The following is a 17725-nucleotide window of genomic DNA, read 5'->3' on the forward strand; positions in this document are numbered from 1 at the left end:
AAGGAGAAAAGTAGGAACTTGACCACTACTATCGACCCGAAACATAACTAACAGGCGGGTCAATTCTCGGCGCAAATGCCGGGTCACTTCTCAGTACAAATCAACAGCGTAAGCCTCGGGTAAGGCGACTTGGAACGTTTTCATCACGCTGCCTTCTTAAATAGGTCGGCGCGCTGGCCATGCGTAATGGCGAGGCGAGAAAGTTCGACTTCGCGCGCCAGAAAGTCACGGTCTTTCAGGAGCGCCTCAATAGCCGCGTGCACATCTCCCCTGTGGTAGGCGAGTACCTGCTGAATTTCGTCTTCATAATTTTGCACAAGAGCGTTCATGGCTTCCTCCTGCTAATTTAGATGTTCTCATTTTGTTCTCATTGGAGTTCGTCGTCAAGACGCTAAATTGCCGTGCATGAACGTGCTACAAATCGTGCAATTTACTGTGTTACAAACTGTGCTACAATTTCGGGTTCGTAATTAAAATAAGATAATAAAAACAATAGTGTATGGAATAGTTTGATACCAACCGACCGTACCATTTCTCTCCCAGGCCATTTCACTAACACGTTGAGTTTACTGCGGGATTGGACAATCTCGCCGTGAAGCCGTTGTCGCTTGCGGTAAATTTGGCTAGATATGCGGCTTTGAAGGTTATTTTCAAGGACATCGCAATGGTCGGATGCTTGCCGCCGCTTATCCTGCTGATTTTAGGGGCTGGCATTGGTGCATTGATCGGCGGCAGCACTGATGCAGTTTATGGCGGTCTTGTGGGGTTGGCCATCGGGCTGGTCGTGATGGTGGTCCTTGTCTGGATATTGATGAAGGCCCGCAACCGATAGACTGCTTTCACTGACTGTTTTAGGCGTCCGCTGGGCGCGTTCTATGAGCCGGTTTCGGTTGCGCTTTTAGAAGATCAAAAAACATCGGCCAGAGCTAAGCTCTGGCCGATGTTTTGCATAATGGCGATAGCTTCAGGCTTTGCTGCCCTTAGCGGCCAGCAAGAATGCCAGCAATGATGCCCGTTGCGGTGGTGACCAGCAGGAACTGGTTGTCGACCTTCACCCAGCGCTGGCCCGGACCCGGACGGCGGAGGCCATAACGCTGATAATCACGGACTTCCGGATGACGGCGCCAATCATTGTAACGCTGGCCCTTGGACCAGTTCTGACGGCCATGATCGCGACGATCATTGCGGCCAAATTCCTTGCCGTGCGACGGGCGTGGCTTCTGCTCCATGCGATGCGGACCCGGCTTGCGCTGATAATCCTGCGCTTGTGCTGCCAGTGGCGCGCCGATGAAGGAAAGGGCTACGGCTGCAAGAATGACTTTTTTGAACATCATGTTCTCCTTTGCTGTTGGGTTGACACTATTGGGAGACGAATGAACGGAAGATGAATGGCAGCATTTTGAAACATTAAATAAAATCAATGTGATATTAACACTTTATTAACCATGGCTTTATGTGTGCCAAACGCGTCAGAACTCGATGGAAACACTTGACCGTTCCGGCATCGGAACGTAATAGTGTTACGACGGTTCCCCGACCGAGAGTGAAGGGGATTAATAGGGAACACGGTGAGGACGACCCGAAAAGGGACCGAGACCGTGGCTGCCCCCGCAACTGTAAGCGGATTGCTGTCCATCCTCGTGACGCTGACAGGCGTCATGCCACTGTGTTTGATCGGCGAAAGCTGAACGACACGGGAAGGCAGATGGAAGCGACCATCCGCAAGCCAGGAGACCTGCCGTCATAGGGCCTTGAGCCCACCATCATCCATTGTCACGGGCGGGGATGCCCGGAGCAGGAGCAGGTTATGACAGCACATCGCGCTGCAAGGCGCTTTTTTACATCGTCATTCATATCCCCGGATATCTCCGTTTGCTCACGGTGCCTTATCGCCGCTGCTTGCTGACGTGGCCACATCTTTCATCATTTCGGGGATTCTCATGACATTCCACGGCAAGACGTCGTTTCGCGCAGCGCTATGCGCTCTTTCATTGCTCGCAGTCGTGCCAGCACTTCAGGCTGCAGAAACGCACTATCCGCTGACACTGAAGAACTGTGGACGAGACGTCACATTCAAACAGGCCCCGACGCGCGCGGTGGCTGTCGGTCAAAGCAGCACGGAAATTCTGTACAGCCTCGGTCTTGGCGACAAAGTGGTGGGCACGGCGGTCTGGTTTGGCCCGGTGCTCAAGGGCTTTGAAGAGGTCAATGCCAAGGTCAAGCGGCTGGCAGATAATGATCCGAGCTTTGAAAGCGTTCTGGCGCAGAAGCCTGATATCGTGACAGCGGATTTCCAGTGGCATGTCGGACCGAACGGCATCGTCGCCAAGCCGGAACAATTCGAGGAACTGGGCATACCCGCCTATACGTCGCCTTCGGATTGCGTCGGCAAGGATAATTCCGGCGGAGGCGATGGCGTGCGCACGGCGGCCTTCACGATGGATGTCGTTTATCAGGAAATCGGCGAGCTGGCCGCGATCTTCAACGTGCAGGATCGTGGTGAAAAGCTGATTGCCGAGCTGAAGGGACGCGAAGAAGCGGCACGCAGCAAGATTGGCGCCAGCGGCGGTAAGCTCTCCGCTGCGGTCTGGTTCTCCAGCACGCAGATCGACGCCGATCCCTATATCGCCGGTAAGTTTGGCGCTCCGGCCTATATCCTGTCGGCGCTTGGCATCAAGAATGTGGTCAACAGCGAAGAAGAGTGGCCGACGGTCGGCTGGGAGACGATTGCAAAGTCCAACCCGTCGATGATCGTGGCTGCCAAGCTGGACCGTCGCCGTTATCCGGCGGACGATATTGCCGTGAAGCACAAGTTCCTCGAAAGCGATCCGGTGACAAGCCTGATGCCAGCCGTCAAGGGCGGTCATGTCTTCGACATAGATGCGCAGTCGATGAGCACATCGCTGCGGGTGATTGAGGGTATTGAAACGCTGGCCGCAGCCATCGCTGCTTCGGACCTCAACAAATGACAGCTTTGGTGGCCATAGGAAGGCTTCCTTTCAGCAACAAGGTGAGCGCCGGGGTTCTGGCGCTCATTCTGCTGCTTGCCGCCCTTTGGTTTGGTGCGGCGATTGGTGAAACCGCCATACCGCTCGATGTGGTGGCGAAGACCGTCGCAAACCGGCTGTGGCATGCAGGCTATGTGCTCGATCCCATCGATGAGGGGATCGTATGGAGCTATCGTCTCAGCCGCGCCGTGGTGGCGGCATGCTGCGGCGCGGCGCTGGCGCTTTCCGGCGTTGTGCTGCAATCTCTGCTGCGCAATTCGCTCGCAGATCCGTATATTCTGGGCATCTCCGCCGGGGCTTCGACCGGGGCCGTCAGCGTCGCCATTCTTGGCATCGGCGCTGGCGTTCTCACGCTTTCGCTCGGCGCATTCATCGGGGCGATACTCGCCTTCGTTCTGGTTTCACTGTTGGCGCTGAAAGCCGGGCGCGGCAACAGCGCCATTATTCTTGCCGGTATAGCCGGCTCGCAGCTTTTCAACGCGCTGACCTCGTTCATCGTGACAAAGGCGGCCAATGCCGAACAGGCGCGTGGTATCATGTTCTGGCTTCTCGGCAATCTCTCCGGCGTGCGCTGGCCCGATGTTACGCTGGCGCTGCCTGCCTGTCTGATTGGCCTGGTCGTCTGCCTGTGGCACGCCCGTGCGCTCGATGCTTTCACGTTTGGTGCGGAATCCGCCGCTTCGCTCGGTATTCCGGTGCGGCGCGTCTATGCGGTGCTGATTGGCGCCAGCGCCATGATGACGGCGGTGATGGTTTCCATCGTCGGGTCCATCGGCTTTATCGGTCTTGTCATTCCCCATGCGGCGCGGATGATTGTCGGCGTGCGGCATGGCGCATTATTGCCGGTTAGTGCGTTGATCGGTGCAATCTTCATGATCGCGGCTGATATCGTGTCGCGCATTATCGTGCCGGGACAGGTGCTGCCCATCGGGGTTGTGACAGCGCTGGTCGGCGCTCCGGCCTTTGCGCTGCTGCTCGGACAGAGGAGGGCGCGCGCATGATGCTGTCGGCGCACAATGTTTCCTGGATGGCGGGCGGCGCGGAAATCCTGAGCGGCGTCTCGCTTGAGGTGATTGAAGGCGAGTTTCTCGGCATTATCGGGCCGAATGGCTCCGGCAAGACGACGCTTCTGTCGCTGCTTTCAGGTCTGAAGCGTCCGCGCAGCGGTGCGGTGCAACTCGGCGAAACACCGATTGAACGTTTCAACCGCCGCGAGATTGCGCGGCTGCTGGCGCTGGTCGAACAGCAGGCGGAAACGACTGAGCGCATCACGGCGCGACAGGCGGTGGAGCTTGGGCGCACGCCCTATCTCGGCGCTCTGTCACCGTGGTCTGCTGAAGATGACGCCATCGTCGATCATGCGCTGGCGCATGTGGATATGACCCATCTGGCCAAACGCAACTGGCATACGCTGTCGGGCGGAGAACGCCAGCGCCTGCATATTGCCCGCGCTTTGGCGCAGCAGCCGCGCATCTTGCTGTTGGACGAGCCGACCAATCACCTCGACATTGGTCATCAGATCGGGCTTCTCGATCTCGTCCGCCAGCAAAGCCAGACCAACGGGCTGACCGTGGTGGCCGCGCTGCACGACCTCAATCATGCAGCCATGTTCTGCGACCGCATTGCGGTGATGGACAAGGGACGGCTGGCGGCGCTCGGCGCACCACGAGACGTGTTAACGGCGGAGCGTATCCGTTCCGTATTTGGCGTCGATGTGGAGGTCGAGCATATGGGTGCCAGCGGTTGTCATATCCGCTATTGCGCACCGGGGCTTGTGCATGAAGCGCCGGTGCTGCAGCTGCGTACAGCTTAGCACTATAGTTGCATTCTTCGTGATGCCGGTCTGCAACGAGCAATTTCCTGCGCTCCGGTGCTCACGTACCCTTAAGTACGCTCCGCTCCGGTGCTCAAAAATCACTCGTTTCGCCGCGGCCTGACGAATTTGCAACTGTAGTGCTAGTTTAAAGCGGCTTTCAAGCGGCGCTGTTCCAGTCCAAGCCCCAGTTCTTCCGCGCGGGCAATGATCGGAGCAAAGCGGCGCTGCTTCTTTTCCTCGTGATTGGAAGCAATGTCGGCAATGCGGTGCTTCAGGAACGGGTTGAGAAAACGCTCGCGAACGGAAACCACATAGGCTTCCGCCTCGTCGCCTAGCCCATCGGCTGCAAACACCGGCAGCACTTCTTCGCGCCACAGGGCTTCCAGCTCGCTGCGGATAGTTTCATCCTGCATGGCTTCCAGCACGATTTCGTCTTTGGGGCGATTTCCCTTCACCCATCGTTCGGCAATGAAGCTATGACCGAGATTAAGCAGATAAAGCTTCAGCCGCTCATAGCGCGCCAGATCGTCGGTCACGACAATATCCTTGTGGCGGCATGGCAGCGTCAGGCCCTGCGCTTGTTCGATAGCCCAGATCGCATAGGGTTCAGCGATAGCGCCGACTGGCTCAATCGCTTCGGAGACGATGCGGTCAACCAGACTATTGGCAAAGATGCAGCGCGTTTCCAGCCATTCGACAAAACCGCTCGGCAGCTTCCATTCCTGCGCCAGCCCGATCAGGATGGCGCGCAGTTTGTCGCCGTTGCGGGAAATCAGCTCGCACGGGAAAATCGAGAGCGGTGCTTCCGGGTTGTTCTTCCAGCGATGGTGCAGAAGCACGAGCAGCTTGGCGGGAAAACTCTTCGGCAGGGTCTGCGGATTGGCGAGCAGCGAAGCGTCGTCGCTCGCGTCCAGCTCATAGCCCTTGTCGCCGGTGTTCGAGAGGATCACCTGGACAGTCGCGCCGAGATCGAGAATCTCGGCCCAGTCGGTATGTGCGGAATAAGCGGCGGTCACGCCCTTGGCGTTGTGCTCCGTTTCCGACGGCTTGCCATCGACCAGACCGCGGATCACGACGGGATAGGTCTTGCCTTCATTCAGTGCGGCGATGCGTTGCGCGCTCTGCGGGTTGGACGTTGTCTGCACCACGGCAATCGTGCCGATTGCATCACCTGTCGCCAGCGCTTCGGCGACGAAGAAATCGGCATGGGCGAGCAGAAAACGGCTGGTGCCGAATTGAAGAATCGCTGGCTTGTTTTGCATGGCATGCTCCCGAATTTGTAACAGTAGTGCTACGCGATCTGCGCCAAATTGGTCAAGCCAATAGGTTCTGGCCGCAGAAATAGGGTTGAATTTTTCTGGAGCGCTGCGCGATTTGCCGCATTTTCGCACCGATTCAGGCATATTGCGCTTCCCGTTGGCTGGAATTATGGTAAGGCCAATTTGGGAGTGATGATGAGCGACTTTGCGGCCACAGCGGAACCTCGCAGGCTTTACCAGCAGATTGCCGACCGGGTCAGAAATCTGATTCAAGACGGGCAGTTTCCGGCGGGAAGCAGGCTTCCGGCTGAGCGCGAGCTTGCCCAGCAACTGGGTGTGTCGCGCCCGTCGCTGCGTGAGGCGCTGATCGCTCTCGAGATCGCCGGCAATGTCGAAATCCGGATGGGTTCCGGCATCTATGTCAATGCCGATCCGGAAAAGCGTGTCGTTACGCAAGGTGTATCCATTGGCGAAAGCCCGCTGGAAATCATGCAGGCGCGCGAGCTGATTGAAGGCAGCGTGGTGGTGATGGCCTGTGCGCGCATGACGCCGGAGCCGCTTGCCGCATTGCGCGCGACGCTCGACGAGATGCGGGCCAATGTGCATGTCGACCGCCGGGCGATGGAGCTTGACCGGCAGTTCCACCTGCTGCTGGCCGAACAGGCGGGCAATTCGGTGGTGGTGCGGATCATCCGCGACCTCTTCGACGAGCGGCACAGCCCGCTGACGTCGCAGATCAGGACGCGGTTTGAGAATAACGATACGTGGGTTCTGGCTTTGGCAGAGCACGAAATCATCTATGCGGCGCTGGAGGCGAGGGATCCGCTTCAGGCGCAGGCAGCCATGCGAACGCATTTGGAGCAATCCAAACAGCGTTGGATGGATAACGAGCCGCGTGACAGGTCATTCGCGGCGACATGAATTGGGAGTGAGGTCAGACATATGAATATTTCCGTTTCCCCGGCTGCAACGCCGGTCATCCTGCTGCATCCATCCGACGACGTCGCGGTTGCGCGCATTTCCGTTCGCGCTGGCGACCCCATCGGGCTGGAGGGCATCAATGCCCGCGAGCTGATCGGTCGTGGCCACAAGGTTGCCATTCGCGCCATTCCCGAAGGCAAGGAAGTTCTGAAATACGGACAGGTCATCGGTGTTGCCACCAAGGATATTGAAGCCGGCGATCATGTGCATCTGCAAAACCTCGCCATGCTGCCTTCCGAACATGAGCACCAGTTCTCCATCGATATCGAAGAACGCGGCATGCTGCCGGAAGCCGAACGCCGCCATTTCATGGGCTATGATCGCGGCGCTGGCGGTGTCGGCACGCGCAATTATATCGGCGTCATCTCGTCGGTGAACTGCTCGGCCACTGTGTCGCGTTATATCGCCGACTATTTCAACCGCATGGGCGGTCTTGATGGTTTCGACAATGTCGATGGCGTCGTCGCGCTGACGCACGGCAGCGGTTGCGCGATCAACACCAAGTCGGAAGGCTATCGCCTGTTGATCCGCACCATTCAGGGCTATGCCAAGCACCCGAATTTTGGCGGCATCCTGCTGATCGGCCTTGGTTGCGAAACCAACCAGATCGCGCCGATCCTCGAACATTACCGCATGGAAGAAGGCACGCGTCTGCGCACCATGACGATCCAGCAGCATGGCGGCACGCGCAAGACCATCGATCATGCGATTTCCGAGATCAAGGAAATGCTGCCGCTGGTCAATTCTGCGGTGCGCACCAAGCAGCCGCTGTCGAAGCTGAAAGTGGCGCTGGAATGCGGCGGCTCGGACGGCTATTCCGGCATTTCGGCCAATCCGGCGCTGGGCTATGCCTCGGACCTTATCGTGCGCAATGGCGGCACGACTGTTCTTGCAGAAACGCCGGAAATCTATGGCGCAGAGCATCTTCTGACGCGCCGTGCTGTGACGCCTGCAGTGGCGGAAAAGTTGTTGCAGCGCATTGACTGGTGGCGCGATTACACCGCGCGCAACGGCGACGAACTCAACAACAATCCATCGCATGGCAACAAGCTTGGCGGCCTGACCACCATTCTGGAAAAGTCGCTCGGTGCAGTTGCCAAGGGCGGCTCCATGCCGCTCAAGGCCGTCTATGAATTCGCTGAAACGGTCACCGAGCCGGGCTTCGTCTTCATGGATACGCCGGGCTATGATCCCGTTGCCGTGACCGGTCAGGTGGCTGGCGGCTGCAATGTCATCTGCTTCACGACGGGCCGTGGTTCAGTTTCGGGCTTCAAGCCTTCGCCTTGCATCAAGATCGCCACGAATTCCGAAATGTACGAGCACATGAAGGAAGACATGGATATCAATTGCGGCGGCATCGTCACCGGCGCGGAAACCATTGAAGAGTCCGGCACGCGCATCTTCGAATATATCATTGCGGCCGCCTCCGGCGAAAAGACGCTGAGCGAAATCTACGACTATGGCGACAATGAATTTGTGCCATGGCAGGTGGGCGCCGTCACCTGATCTGCATCTTTCAATATGTAATCGACAGGAATATCCGATGGTCAAAGCTCTGCGTATCGAGAGCGAAAACGTAACCCGCTTCGCCGAGATCGATGAAGCGCCGCTGCTGCCCGGTCATGTGCGCGTCAAGGTGCGCCATGTCGGCCTGTGCGGCAGCGATCTGAACACTTTCAAGGGTCTCAATCCGCTGGTGCAGCTGCCGCGTATTCCGGGGCACGAAATCGGCGGCGAAATCATCGAGGCCGGTGCGGGCGTCGATGCGGCTTATGCTGCAGGCAAGCGGGTCATCGTGCTGCCCTATACGAATTGCGGCGAGTGCTCGTCTTGCCGCAAGGGGCGGCTCAATGCCTGTCGCTATAACAAAACGCTCGGCGTGCAGCAGAATGGCGGTCTGGCCGACCAGATCGTGCTGCCTGCTGAAAAGCTGATCCTGAACGATACGCTGGAACCGCGCCATCTGGCGCTGGTCGAGCCGCTGTCGGTGGGCTTCCATGCCGTGGCGCGCGGTCGCGTCGAGGCGGGCGATACGGTGGCTGTGCTCGGCTGCGGCATGATCGGCATGGGTGTGCTGATCGGCGCGGTGGCGCGTGGCGCCAAGGTTATCGCCATCGATCCGAGCGCGGAAAAGCGCGAGCTGGCGCTGCAATTCGGCGCAACGCATGTTCTGGCGAGCGGCGAAGATGTCGTGCAAAAGGTCATGGAACTGACCGGAGACGACGGCGTGGATGTCGCTTTCGAAGCGGTTGGCTTGCCAATCACCTTCACGCAGGCGGTCGACCTTGCCTGCTTTGCGGGACGCGTGGTCTATGTCGGCTATTCGAAATCGCCGGTGACCTACCAGACCCAGTTCTTCAACCTGAAGGAACTGGACATTATGGGGTCGCGCAATGCGACGCTGACTGATTTCGAGGCCGTTGTCGCACATCTGGAAAAGCTCGGCGCAGATGCCGATAAGCTCATCTCAAAAGTGTTTCCGTTCGACGAAGCCGAACAGGCGCTGCCTTACTGGGACGGCGACCGTAATGTGCTGAAAATCGTGATCGAGCGGGCTTAATAAGCCGCGTTATCGAGAAAAGGGGAGCCGGTTTGGCTCCCCTTTTTCGTTTCACGGCGCATAGTCCCGCCCTCGCTGACGCGCCAAAGGTGGTTCTGTCATTTTATTACATTATTGGCTCTGTTGAGCAAAAATCTCTGTTGCAAACTTACATTCTCGCTCTTACGCTGCTGCAAACATCAAGGCGGCAAACCAGTTAAAAGCCGTCATCACGACGGGGAATGGCATGGCGCATGCGGGCGAATTTGCAGGAAAATCGGTTCTGATCACCGGCGCAGGCGGTGGCGTCGGTAGTGCGCTTGTGAAGCTGTTTGCAGCGCATGGCGCGCGTGTCATCGGCTGCGATACGACGTTGGACCATTTGACGGCGGAAGAGCTTCATAGCCGCCATGCCTTTGATCTGCTGGACCGCAGCATGCTGGAGCCAGCGGCAGCGCAAATCATTGCTGCGGACGGTCTGCCGGATATCGTCATCAACAATGCGGGCTGGACGCGCGCGGAAACATTCGACGGTCTTGTCCAGAGCAAGATCGAAGCGGAAATCGACCTCAATCTGACAGCCGTGGCGGGCTTTTCCAACGTCATGGCGCAGGCTATGGCGGCACGCGGGCGGGGCGTCTTCGTGTTTATCTCTTCCGTCAATGCCGTCCTGCATTTCGGCAACCCGGCCTATGCAGCCGCGAAGGCCGGGATCAACGCTTTCGCCAAGGCCATTGCAGTCGAGTTCGGACAAAAGGGCGTGCGCGCCAATGTCGTGTGTCCGGGATCAATCCGCACACCTGCCTGGGATCACCGCATTGCGCAGAACCCTGCCGTGCTGGAGCGCTTGAAGCGCCTTTATCCGCTGGGGCGCATCGTTGATACGCGTGAGGTTGCGGAGGCGGTGGCCTTTCTGGCCTCTGATCGCGCATCGGGGATTACAGGTGCGATCCTGCCGGTCGATGCCGGGTTGACTGCTGGCAGCAGGCCTTTCATCGACGATATTCTCGGAGGGAACTAGGCCGATGGGAAAGGGCAGCGGCTTGCCGCGCTGATTGTCATGAGCAAGGTTGCCGATATCATAACGCGGTTGCATGTCGTGGCGCAGGACGGATCAAAATCCGACCGCAAACTGGCTGCGCTGGTGCTGGCCGATCCGGATTATGCGTCAAAAGCCGCGATCTCCGACATTGCCGCGCGGGCCAGTGTGAGCGAACCGACGGTGACGCGCTTTTGTCGTGCGCTCGGTTGCGATGGGGTGCGTGAGTTCAAGTTCTTTCTGGCACAGGCACTGGCCATTGGCGGCCAATACCTGACCGCTGAACTCCCCGCTCGCGACATCGGCGAGAGCCGCATTGCGACAGCGGTAACGGATGCTGCGATCGCCGCGATCCAGCGCGCGAGCGATGGGCTGGATATGGCCGGGGTGATGAAAACAGCCGAGCGATTGGCTGCTGGTGGTCCTGTTCTGTGTCTGGGGTCGGGCGGTATCTCCTCCATGCTGGCGACCGAAATGCAGAACCGGCTGTTTCGTCTCGGCATTCCGGTCAGCGCGCAGGTGGATGGCCAGTTGCAGCCCATGTATGCCGCGGTCACTACGCCCGAAACGACGGTGATCGCGTTTTCGGTTTCGGGCTTTGCGCGCTCCGTGGTGGAGGCGGTGCTGGTGGCGAAGCAATATGGGGCCGTGACGATTGCCATTACAGCGGCTGATTCCGATCTTGCCCGGGCGGCGGACAGGATCATTCCGTTTCAGGCTGATGAGGACGGGAATATTTACAAGCCGACGTCCTCGCGCTTTGCGCTGCTTGCCATTCTCGACATGATCGCCACAGCGACAGCCGAGGCGCGCGGGCTGAAGGTGCTGGAAAACCTGCGCCGGATCAAACATAGCCTGAACACGCTCAAAATCGACGATCCGCGTCTGCCGCTGGGCGACTGAGATCATTGTAATGCATATAGCCGAGGCACAGAGAGCCGCGACAAGCAAGGGGATGAAGATGACGGGAACGATCAATCCGTTCGATGGTGATCAGGATCGCGCACAGATCTGGGACATGCTGGTGCGGCGTGATATCGATGCTTTCGTCAATCAGGACTGGGCGCTGGTGGCCGATGATTTCGACGAAATCCGCTTTCTTGGCATTCATGCGCATCATGAAGCCGATCCCGATAAATGGGATGCCGGATTTCCGACATTGGCGGCCTATCGCGACGAGTGGCTGCGACAGGCGGCGGAGAGTGCTGCGACGGAATTTGCCGAATCTCTTTCAGAGGGCATTTTCCGCGCTACCGATCTCAGCGTTATCGACATTACGGGCGATGTCGCAGTTGCGCGGAAAAAATTTTACGGCACCATCGCAAAAAAAGATGGCTCGGTCGATCGCCTCAACTGGCAGACGCTTTATTTCTGCCGTCGCGATGGCACGCGTTGGAAAATTACGGGCTTCGTCGGTTATATGAGATATCGCTAAAAAATAGCGGATTCAGGTGTTTTTGGGCGCAAATGAGGCCGGTTTGCGCCTATTTTCATGTATAGACGAATACATGTCGATCCATAGTATAATCATACTGTTTTTCTCAAATTATAGCTATTTCGTCTTCAATCTATAGTCATCGGGCCGATGTCGCAGCTGATGGCATATTTGTCGCAGGCCGTTCGTGCAATTGAGTGGCGGAGGACTACTATTGTCCTCATGCTGGCCGACTTCGACCTACTTAAAAATGCCCCGGCCAGCCTGCATATTTCGTCGCGCAACCTTTCAAAAAATCACTAAAGGGGATGGGTGCGCTTGGATGAATTCACGGCTGTGGGTGGACATGTCGGGAAATGACCTATATAGAATCAGGCAATCTTTCGCTAATCATTCCATGCGTTTCGTTCGCGGAACGCAGATCGTGTGTGCGCAATTTGCGCTGGAATGAAGTTTTATCAATCTTGAAAAGGAGATTAAGTCCGCCAGCACAGCGGGGTTAAACTTAATGCATGGTATTTTATACAAGGATGAAAGTATGAAGTCGCCGGCTAAGACAAAGATAAGCTTGAATGGCGTGTTTAAAGTCTTCGGCGACGACCCGGAGCGTGCAATGGAAGCGTTGCGCGCGGGCAAGTCAAAAGCGCAGATTTACAGCGATCTCGGGGCCACCATTGGCGTCGACGATGCTAGTTTTGATATTTATGAAGGCGAAGTATTCGTCATCATGGGTCTGTCCGGTTCGGGCAAGTCGACCCTCCTGCGCCTGCTCAATCGGCTGATCGAACCGACCGCTGGTTCCATCGAAGTTGAAGGCCGCGATATCGTCAAAATGACGAAGCGCGAGCTGATCGACCTTCGCCGCCGCGACATGAGCATGGTTTTCCAGTCATTCGCACTGTTGCCCAATCGTTCGGTGCTGAACAACGCCGCCTTCGGCCTTGAAGTGGCCGGAATGGGTGAAGCCGAGCGTCACGCAAAGGCGCTGAGCGCGCTCGCCGCCGTCGGTCTTGAACCTTATGCCAACAGCATGCCGGACCAGCTTTCTGGCGGCATGAAGCAGCGCGTCGGTCTGGCGCGGGCTTTGGCCAGCGAGCCGACCATCCTGCTGATGGATGAAGCGTTTTCCGCACTCGATCCGCTGATCCGCACGGAAATGCAGGACGAGTTGAAGCGCCTTCAGGCCCAGCACAGCCGCACCATCATCTTCGTCAGCCATGACCTTGATGAAGCGATGCGCATTGGCGACCGTATCTGCATCATGCAGCACGGCAAGGTCGTACAGGTCGGCACACCGAACGAGATCGTCTCGGAGCCTGCCAACGATTATGTCCGGTCCTTCTTCCGCAATGTGGATGTGTCGCGTGTCTTCAAGGCCGCTGATGTCGCCCGTGAGGATGAACTGATCGTGTTCGAACCGGACCAGCTTGCAACTGCGTTGGAGCGTTTTGATGCCAGCGGCAAGGTGTTTGGCGTGCTGGTCGATGCCGACCGCACCTATCGTGGCCTTGTCAGCCGGGATGCGCTCGCCAAAGGCGCTGTCGCCGAAGCCGGAACGCGACTTGACGATGTGGCCGCCATCGAGGCGGAAGCGCCGTTGTCCGGTCTGCTGACGCAGGTTGCAGCCAGCCCCTGGCCGATGCCCGTCACCGACCGGCAGAACCGCTATGTTGGCGCGATCAGCAAATCGTCATTGCTTGAAACTTTGGGTCGTGCGGGCTGATTGCCCGCCTCCAGATTTTTCTCGCATGCATTTATTGACGCATTTCCGGACGCAAAATCGCTTCGCACTTTTGCTGGAAATGCTTCCCACCCAGTCCAGAAATACGGAAATGGACGGTAAAACATGGATTTGAATTTCAGTGTTGGTGGTGCGGCTGATGTGGTGGTCAATTACATTCTCGACCATTTCACGCCTGCACTCGATATAATCGCAGCGGCCATCGGTTTTGTGACCGATGGCATTCAAAACGCTCTCATCGCAATCCCACCTGTCGCCGGTGTGGCCATCCTCACTTTGCTCGCGCTGTGGCGCGTTGGCTGGAAGTTCGCGATTTTCACCATTCTCGCATTGGCGCTCATCATCCACATGGAATTGTGGAGTGGCACAATGGAAAGCCTGTCGCTGGTGCTGGCATCGACCGTTATTGCGATGGTGATCGGCATCCCGCTGGGTATCGCCATGGCGCGCAGCGACATGGTGGCGTCGATCGTGCGCCCGGTGCTCGACCTGATGCAGACAATGCCAGCCTTCGTCTATCTTATTCCGGCGGCGATGTTTTTCGGTCTTGGCGCTGTACCCGGCACGATTGCAACGGTGATCTTTGCCATGCCGCCAGTGGTGCGCCTGACCAATCTCGGCATTCGTCAGGTCCACGCGGAATTCGTCGAAGCGGGTCTGGCCTTCGGCTGTACGTCGCGACAGCTTCTGTTCAAGGTGCAGCTGCCGAACGCCATGCCGTCGATCATGGCCGGTGTGAACCAGACAATCATGCTGTCCCTGTCGATGGTGGTCATCGCGTCGATGATCGGTGCCGGCGGTCTTGGCAATACGGTCCTGACCGGTATCCAGCGCCTCAATGTGGGTCTTGGTTTCGAAGGCGGTCTGGCCGTGGTCATTCTGGCGGTCATTCTCGACCGCATCACCCAGAGCTTCGGCAAGGGAAATGGCACTGGCTTCTTCAAGAGGCTGGCATCAATGAGAAAGGCGGCAGACACACAGTCTGCCTCATCCTTTCGCAAGCAGGAAGCATGAGACAGAACAATAAAATAACGGCAGCGCATTCCGAAAAGTGGGAACCGGTTTTCGGGCAAAAATGCGCTCCAAAGAATAATAAAACGGGAACTGAATCCAATCGAAAAGGAGTAGGCATGTTGAAGAAACTTGCAGGTTTCGGTCTGGCTGCAGTGGTGGCGGGTACCATGACAATGGGCGCGGCCTTTGCGCAGGACGGTAAGACGGTAAAGATCGGCTGGGCCCCGTGGTCCGATGCCGAGTTCGTCACCAAGCTGACCAAGAAGCTGATCGAAGACAATCTCGGCCAGAAGGTCGAGCTGGTGCAGACCGATGTTGCACCGCTTTATCAGGGCGTGAGCCGAGGCGATATCGATGCCATGCTGATGGCCTGGTTGCCGGAAACCCACGCTGATTATTACAAGCGCATCGAGGGCAAGGTCGAAAATCTCGGACCGCTCTATGAAGGTGCAAAGCTTGGCTGGATCGTTCCCGATTACATCCCGGAAAGCGAGATCAGCTCTATTGCCGATCTGAAGAAGCCTGAAGTGAAGGAAAAGCTGAAGGGCGAAATTCAGGGTATCGATCCGGGCGCCGGTCTGACACGTCTGTCGCAGGAAGCGATCAAGAAATACGGGCTCGATTACAAGCTCAATATTTCGAGTGAAGCGGCCATGTTGACGACGGTTGACCGTGCAACCCGTTCGGACGGCTGGTTTGTGGCAACGTCGTGGAGCCCGCACTGGATGTTCGGCAAGTACAAGCTGCGCTATATTGCCGATCCTGAAGGCGCGCTGGGCGGTGCAGAGCATGTGGACGCCATTGTCCGCAAGGGCTTCAAGGAAGAAAACCCGAAGGTCGCGGCGCTGCTGACCAAGATCGACATTCCGATCAACGAACTTGAATCGGCAATGTTCGATGCGCAGCAGACGTCTTACGAGAAGGCCGTCGATAAATATATCGCCGACCACCCGGACCGCATCAAGGAATGGCTTGCCGAATAATCGGTAAGTCTAGAGATGGAAAAGCCCCGCTCTTGCGGGGCTTTTTTTATCCCCTGCGGGCGATGAGAATACCGGCAATGACAATCGCGCCGCCAAGCCCCTGCATCATGCCGAGCGGCTCGGACAGAATAGTCCAGGCGAGGAACGCCGCCACCACCGGCTGAAGCAGCAAGGTGAGCGACGAAAAGGAAGCGGGCAGAAAGGCCAGAGCATAGGCGATCATGCTTTGTCCGGCGGCATGGGTGAGCCATGCAAGGCCCGCCAGCACAAGCCAGCCATAGAGCGTGGTGGGCATGATCTGCCCTTCCGCAAAATAGGCGACCGGCAGCGATACGATTGCTGCAATGGCACTGCTCCAAAGCATGATACGCATGGTCGAAAAGCGGTTGCGCAAGCGCCCGACCGATAGAATGTATCCGGCATAGAAGACCGCCGCGAGCAGCGCGAGCGCATCGCCGGATGATTGCGAATGCAGGAGTTCGCCGGGGCCGCCTTTCAGCACGACCACGCCGAGAACAGCAACGACCAGCCCGATGATGAACGACTGGCTGACATGTGCCTTATAGAGCAGCCATGCCGCAAGCGTTACGAAGATCGGGGCCATATTGGCGAGAAGCGTCGCATTGGCGACCGATGTGTAATGCAGCGACAAATGCCACGCGCCGAGATCGGCAGCGATGAACAGGCCAGGCACAGTAAGCAGCAGACAGTCCGTGAGGGTGAGGCGCGCATTGTCCTTGATGTCACCGCGCTCACGTCCGCTCATCAGCATGAGCGGGATGACCGCCAGCGCCACGCGCCAGAATCCGGTGGCAAGCGGGCCAACTTCCGAGAGGCGAACGAAAATCGGCGAACTGGCGATGGCAAAGCCACCGGCCACCAGAATTGGCATGGCCCAGCGCTGACCAAACGACTGAGCGTTGGAAGGGGTTGGGCTCGTTACGGGGCTCTCTGGGGCGGTCGTCTGCGACATGTCAAACTCGGGGTCAAACTCGGTCTTGTGTCGAACGCCTAAAGCCGCCTGCACAATGGATGCTGCGGGCACGCGATAAGGTCCGACATGCGAAAGATGAACCGGCGTTGCAGAGCGAATTCAGCACATTTTTTCTGCTACGCATGTTCCAAAACCGTCTGTCATGTCGCAAAGCAATCGAATTGTAGAAATTCTCAATTGTGGGCAGGACGGACGTCGAGATTGCTTATTCCTGTTTGAACAAAGCGTCCAGAAGAAAGATGTGCCGACAGGTTGCTTTGCGATCACTGTTGCCACAACGCCTTCAGCATATCGCCAGGCAATAAAAAGCGCCCCGCAGGGCGCTTTCTGTTCATTGATCGTTCGCTTACCGATAGGGCGAAACGCATTGTCTGCGTGGGCCGCTGTTCGGCTGGAAGGTGTTATCCGAAACGCGATAGGTGCGATAACGGTTCTGGCACCACCGCACGTGGTTGTTGGTGTGCACAACACGCGGCTGGTTCAGCGCGCCACCGACAATCGCACCGGCGGTGAAGGCTGCCAGTGGATACCACCAGCCGTCGCTGTGGCGGCGATAACCGTTACGATAGTAGCGCGAGCCATGATGACCGTGCCAGTAGCCGGGGCGGTTCGAAGGCCGGTGGCTGCTGTGTGGCGGACGGCCCGGCCTGTTGGCGTGATGCGGCGGGCGGCCTGGCCTGTGGGCATTGCTCGGCGGACGTTTATGACGCTGGGCATGGCCCCGCGGCGGACGGCGATCATCGCGAACCTGTTCGACATTCTGATTAAGCGCAGGACGCTCAAGGTTCATCGGCGCAGCCATGCTCGGAACGATAGATGTGATACCAAAGACCAGCGCCAAGGTCCCCGCGCATGCCTTTTTCAATATGTTCATGTGCAACCCTCCGTATGGAACAACGCATCTAAACGCCTGAAA

18 protein-coding genes and 1 riboswitch are annotated in these 17725 nt (G+C 57.7%); of the genes, 13 read left to right on the top strand and 5 right to left on the bottom strand.

Annotated elements, in window-relative coordinates; all coding sequences use genetic code 11:
• Window positions 1–143: 143 nt before the first annotated feature.
• On the bottom strand, window positions 144–329 hold the full coding sequence (locus tag FHW00_RS02390) for a CUE domain-containing protein (RefSeq protein ID WP_078336717.1): 186 nt from the start codon (window positions 327–329) through the stop codon (window positions 144–146).
• Between the two features lie 248 nt (window positions 330–577).
• Here FHW00_RS02390 and FHW00_RS02395 point away from each other — a divergent pair, with 248 nt between their 5' ends.
• Complete coding sequence (locus tag FHW00_RS02395; protein ID WP_078336718.1) at window positions 578–832, top strand: hypothetical protein; 255 nt, start codon at window positions 578–580, stop codon at window positions 830–832.
• Between the two features lie 148 nt (window positions 833–980).
• On the opposite strand, the gene FHW00_RS02400 is transcribed toward FHW00_RS02395, so the two are convergent.
• Window positions 981–1331: an RcnB family protein gene (locus FHW00_RS02400; RefSeq protein ID WP_078336719.1), complete on the bottom strand. Its 351-nt coding sequence runs from the start codon at window positions 1329–1331 to the stop codon at window positions 981–983.
• Between the two features lie 178 nt (window positions 1332–1509).
• A riboswitch (cobalamin riboswitch) is annotated at window positions 1510–1757 on the top strand.
• 183 nt (window positions 1758–1940) lie between these two features.
• On the opposite strand from FHW00_RS02400, the gene FHW00_RS02405 reads away from it, so the two are divergent.
• Genes FHW00_RS02405 through FHW00_RS02415 form a run of 3 tightly spaced genes read left to right on the top strand, consistent with a single transcriptional unit; the run spans window position 1941 to window position 4821 of the window.
• Complete coding sequence (locus FHW00_RS02405; protein ID WP_078337058.1) at window positions 1941–2969, top strand: ABC transporter substrate-binding protein; 1029 nt, start codon at window positions 1941–1943, stop codon at window positions 2967–2969.
• On the top strand, window positions 2966–4009 hold the full coding sequence (locus tag FHW00_RS02410; protein ID WP_078336720.1) for a FecCD family ABC transporter permease: 1044 nt from the start codon (window positions 2966–2968) through the stop codon (window positions 4007–4009). The genes FHW00_RS02405 and FHW00_RS02410 overlap by 4 nt, the downstream gene beginning before the upstream one ends.
• Window positions 4006–4821: an ABC transporter ATP-binding protein gene (locus FHW00_RS02415; protein ID WP_078336721.1), complete on the top strand. Its 816-nt coding sequence runs from the start codon at window positions 4006–4008 to the stop codon at window positions 4819–4821. Before FHW00_RS02410 ends, FHW00_RS02415 begins: the two co-directional genes overlap by 4 nt.
• Window positions 4822–4964: 143 nt before the next feature.
• Here the strand turns inward: FHW00_RS02415 and FHW00_RS02420 are convergent, their stop codons facing one another.
• Entirely contained in the window at window positions 4965–6086 is a 1122-nt protein-coding gene (locus FHW00_RS02420; RefSeq protein ID WP_078336722.1) for a D-mannonate oxidoreductase, read from the bottom strand.
• Window positions 6087–6278: 192 nt separating this feature from the next.
• Between FHW00_RS02420 and FHW00_RS02425 the strand changes: the two genes are divergently transcribed.
• The 9 genes from FHW00_RS02425 to FHW00_RS02465 all read left to right on the top strand — a co-directional run bounded on the left by FHW00_RS02425 (window position 6279) and on the right by FHW00_RS02465 (window position 15815).
• Window positions 6279–7004 (top strand): FadR/GntR family transcriptional regulator, encoded by a 726-nt coding sequence (locus FHW00_RS02425; RefSeq protein WP_078336723.1) that lies wholly within the window; start codon window positions 6279–6281, stop codon window positions 7002–7004.
• A gap of 21 nt (window positions 7005–7025) precedes the next feature.
• Window positions 7026–8570 carry a UxaA family hydrolase gene (locus FHW00_RS02430; protein ID WP_078336724.1) on the top strand — a complete coding sequence of 515 codons (1545 nt, stop codon included), beginning with the start codon at window positions 7026–7028 and terminating at the stop codon, window positions 8568–8570.
• Window positions 8571–8607: 37 nt separating this feature from the next.
• The gene (locus tag FHW00_RS02435; protein WP_078336725.1) at window positions 8608–9624 is read left to right on the top strand and encodes a zinc-binding alcohol dehydrogenase family protein; all 1017 of its coding nucleotides are present in this window, start codon (window positions 8608–8610) and stop codon (window positions 9622–9624) included.
• 226 nt (window positions 9625–9850) lie between these two features.
• Window positions 9851–10624, top strand: coding sequence for an SDR family oxidoreductase (locus tag FHW00_RS02440; RefSeq protein WP_078336726.1), 774 nt, complete (start codon window positions 9851–9853; stop codon window positions 10622–10624).
• A 39-nt stretch (window positions 10625–10663) separates the two neighbouring features.
• Window positions 10664–11545, top strand: a complete 882-nt coding sequence (locus FHW00_RS02445) for a MurR/RpiR family transcriptional regulator (RefSeq protein ID WP_078336727.1) — start codon at window positions 10664–10666, stop codon at window positions 11543–11545.
• Window positions 11546–11603: 58 nt separating this feature from the next.
• Complete coding sequence (locus FHW00_RS02450) at window positions 11604–12077, top strand: hypothetical protein (protein WP_078337059.1); 474 nt, start codon at window positions 11604–11606, stop codon at window positions 12075–12077.
• A gap of 538 nt (window positions 12078–12615) precedes the next feature.
• A complete protein-coding gene (gene proV / locus FHW00_RS02455; protein ID WP_078337060.1) occupies window positions 12616–13800 on the top strand; it encodes a glycine betaine/L-proline ABC transporter ATP-binding protein ProV in 1185 nt (394 codons plus the stop codon).
• A 123-nt stretch (window positions 13801–13923) separates the two neighbouring features.
• On the top strand, window positions 13924–14832 hold the full coding sequence (locus FHW00_RS02460) for an ABC transporter permease (RefSeq protein WP_078336728.1): 909 nt from the start codon (window positions 13924–13926) through the stop codon (window positions 14830–14832).
• A gap of 116 nt (window positions 14833–14948) precedes the next feature.
• Window positions 14949–15815 (top strand): glycine betaine ABC transporter substrate-binding protein, encoded by an 867-nt coding sequence (locus FHW00_RS02465; protein ID WP_078336729.1) that lies wholly within the window; start codon window positions 14949–14951, stop codon window positions 15813–15815.
• Between the two features lie 46 nt (window positions 15816–15861).
• Here FHW00_RS02465 and FHW00_RS02470 read toward each other — a convergent pair whose 3' ends face one another.
• Entirely contained in the window at window positions 15862–16788 is a 927-nt protein-coding gene (locus FHW00_RS02470; protein ID WP_113533404.1) for a DMT family transporter, read from the bottom strand.
• A gap of 367 nt (window positions 16789–17155) precedes the next feature.
• On the bottom strand, window positions 17156–17683 hold the full coding sequence (locus FHW00_RS02475; RefSeq protein WP_078336730.1) for a BA14K family protein: 528 nt from the start codon (window positions 17681–17683) through the stop codon (window positions 17156–17158).
• Between the last annotated feature and the right edge of the window lie 42 nt (window positions 17684–17725).

It is taken from the genome of Ochrobactrum sp. P6BSIII (genome assembly GCF_014138065.1).
In the GTDB taxonomy this organism is placed as follows: domain Bacteria; phylum Pseudomonadota; class Alphaproteobacteria; order Rhizobiales; family Rhizobiaceae; genus Brucella.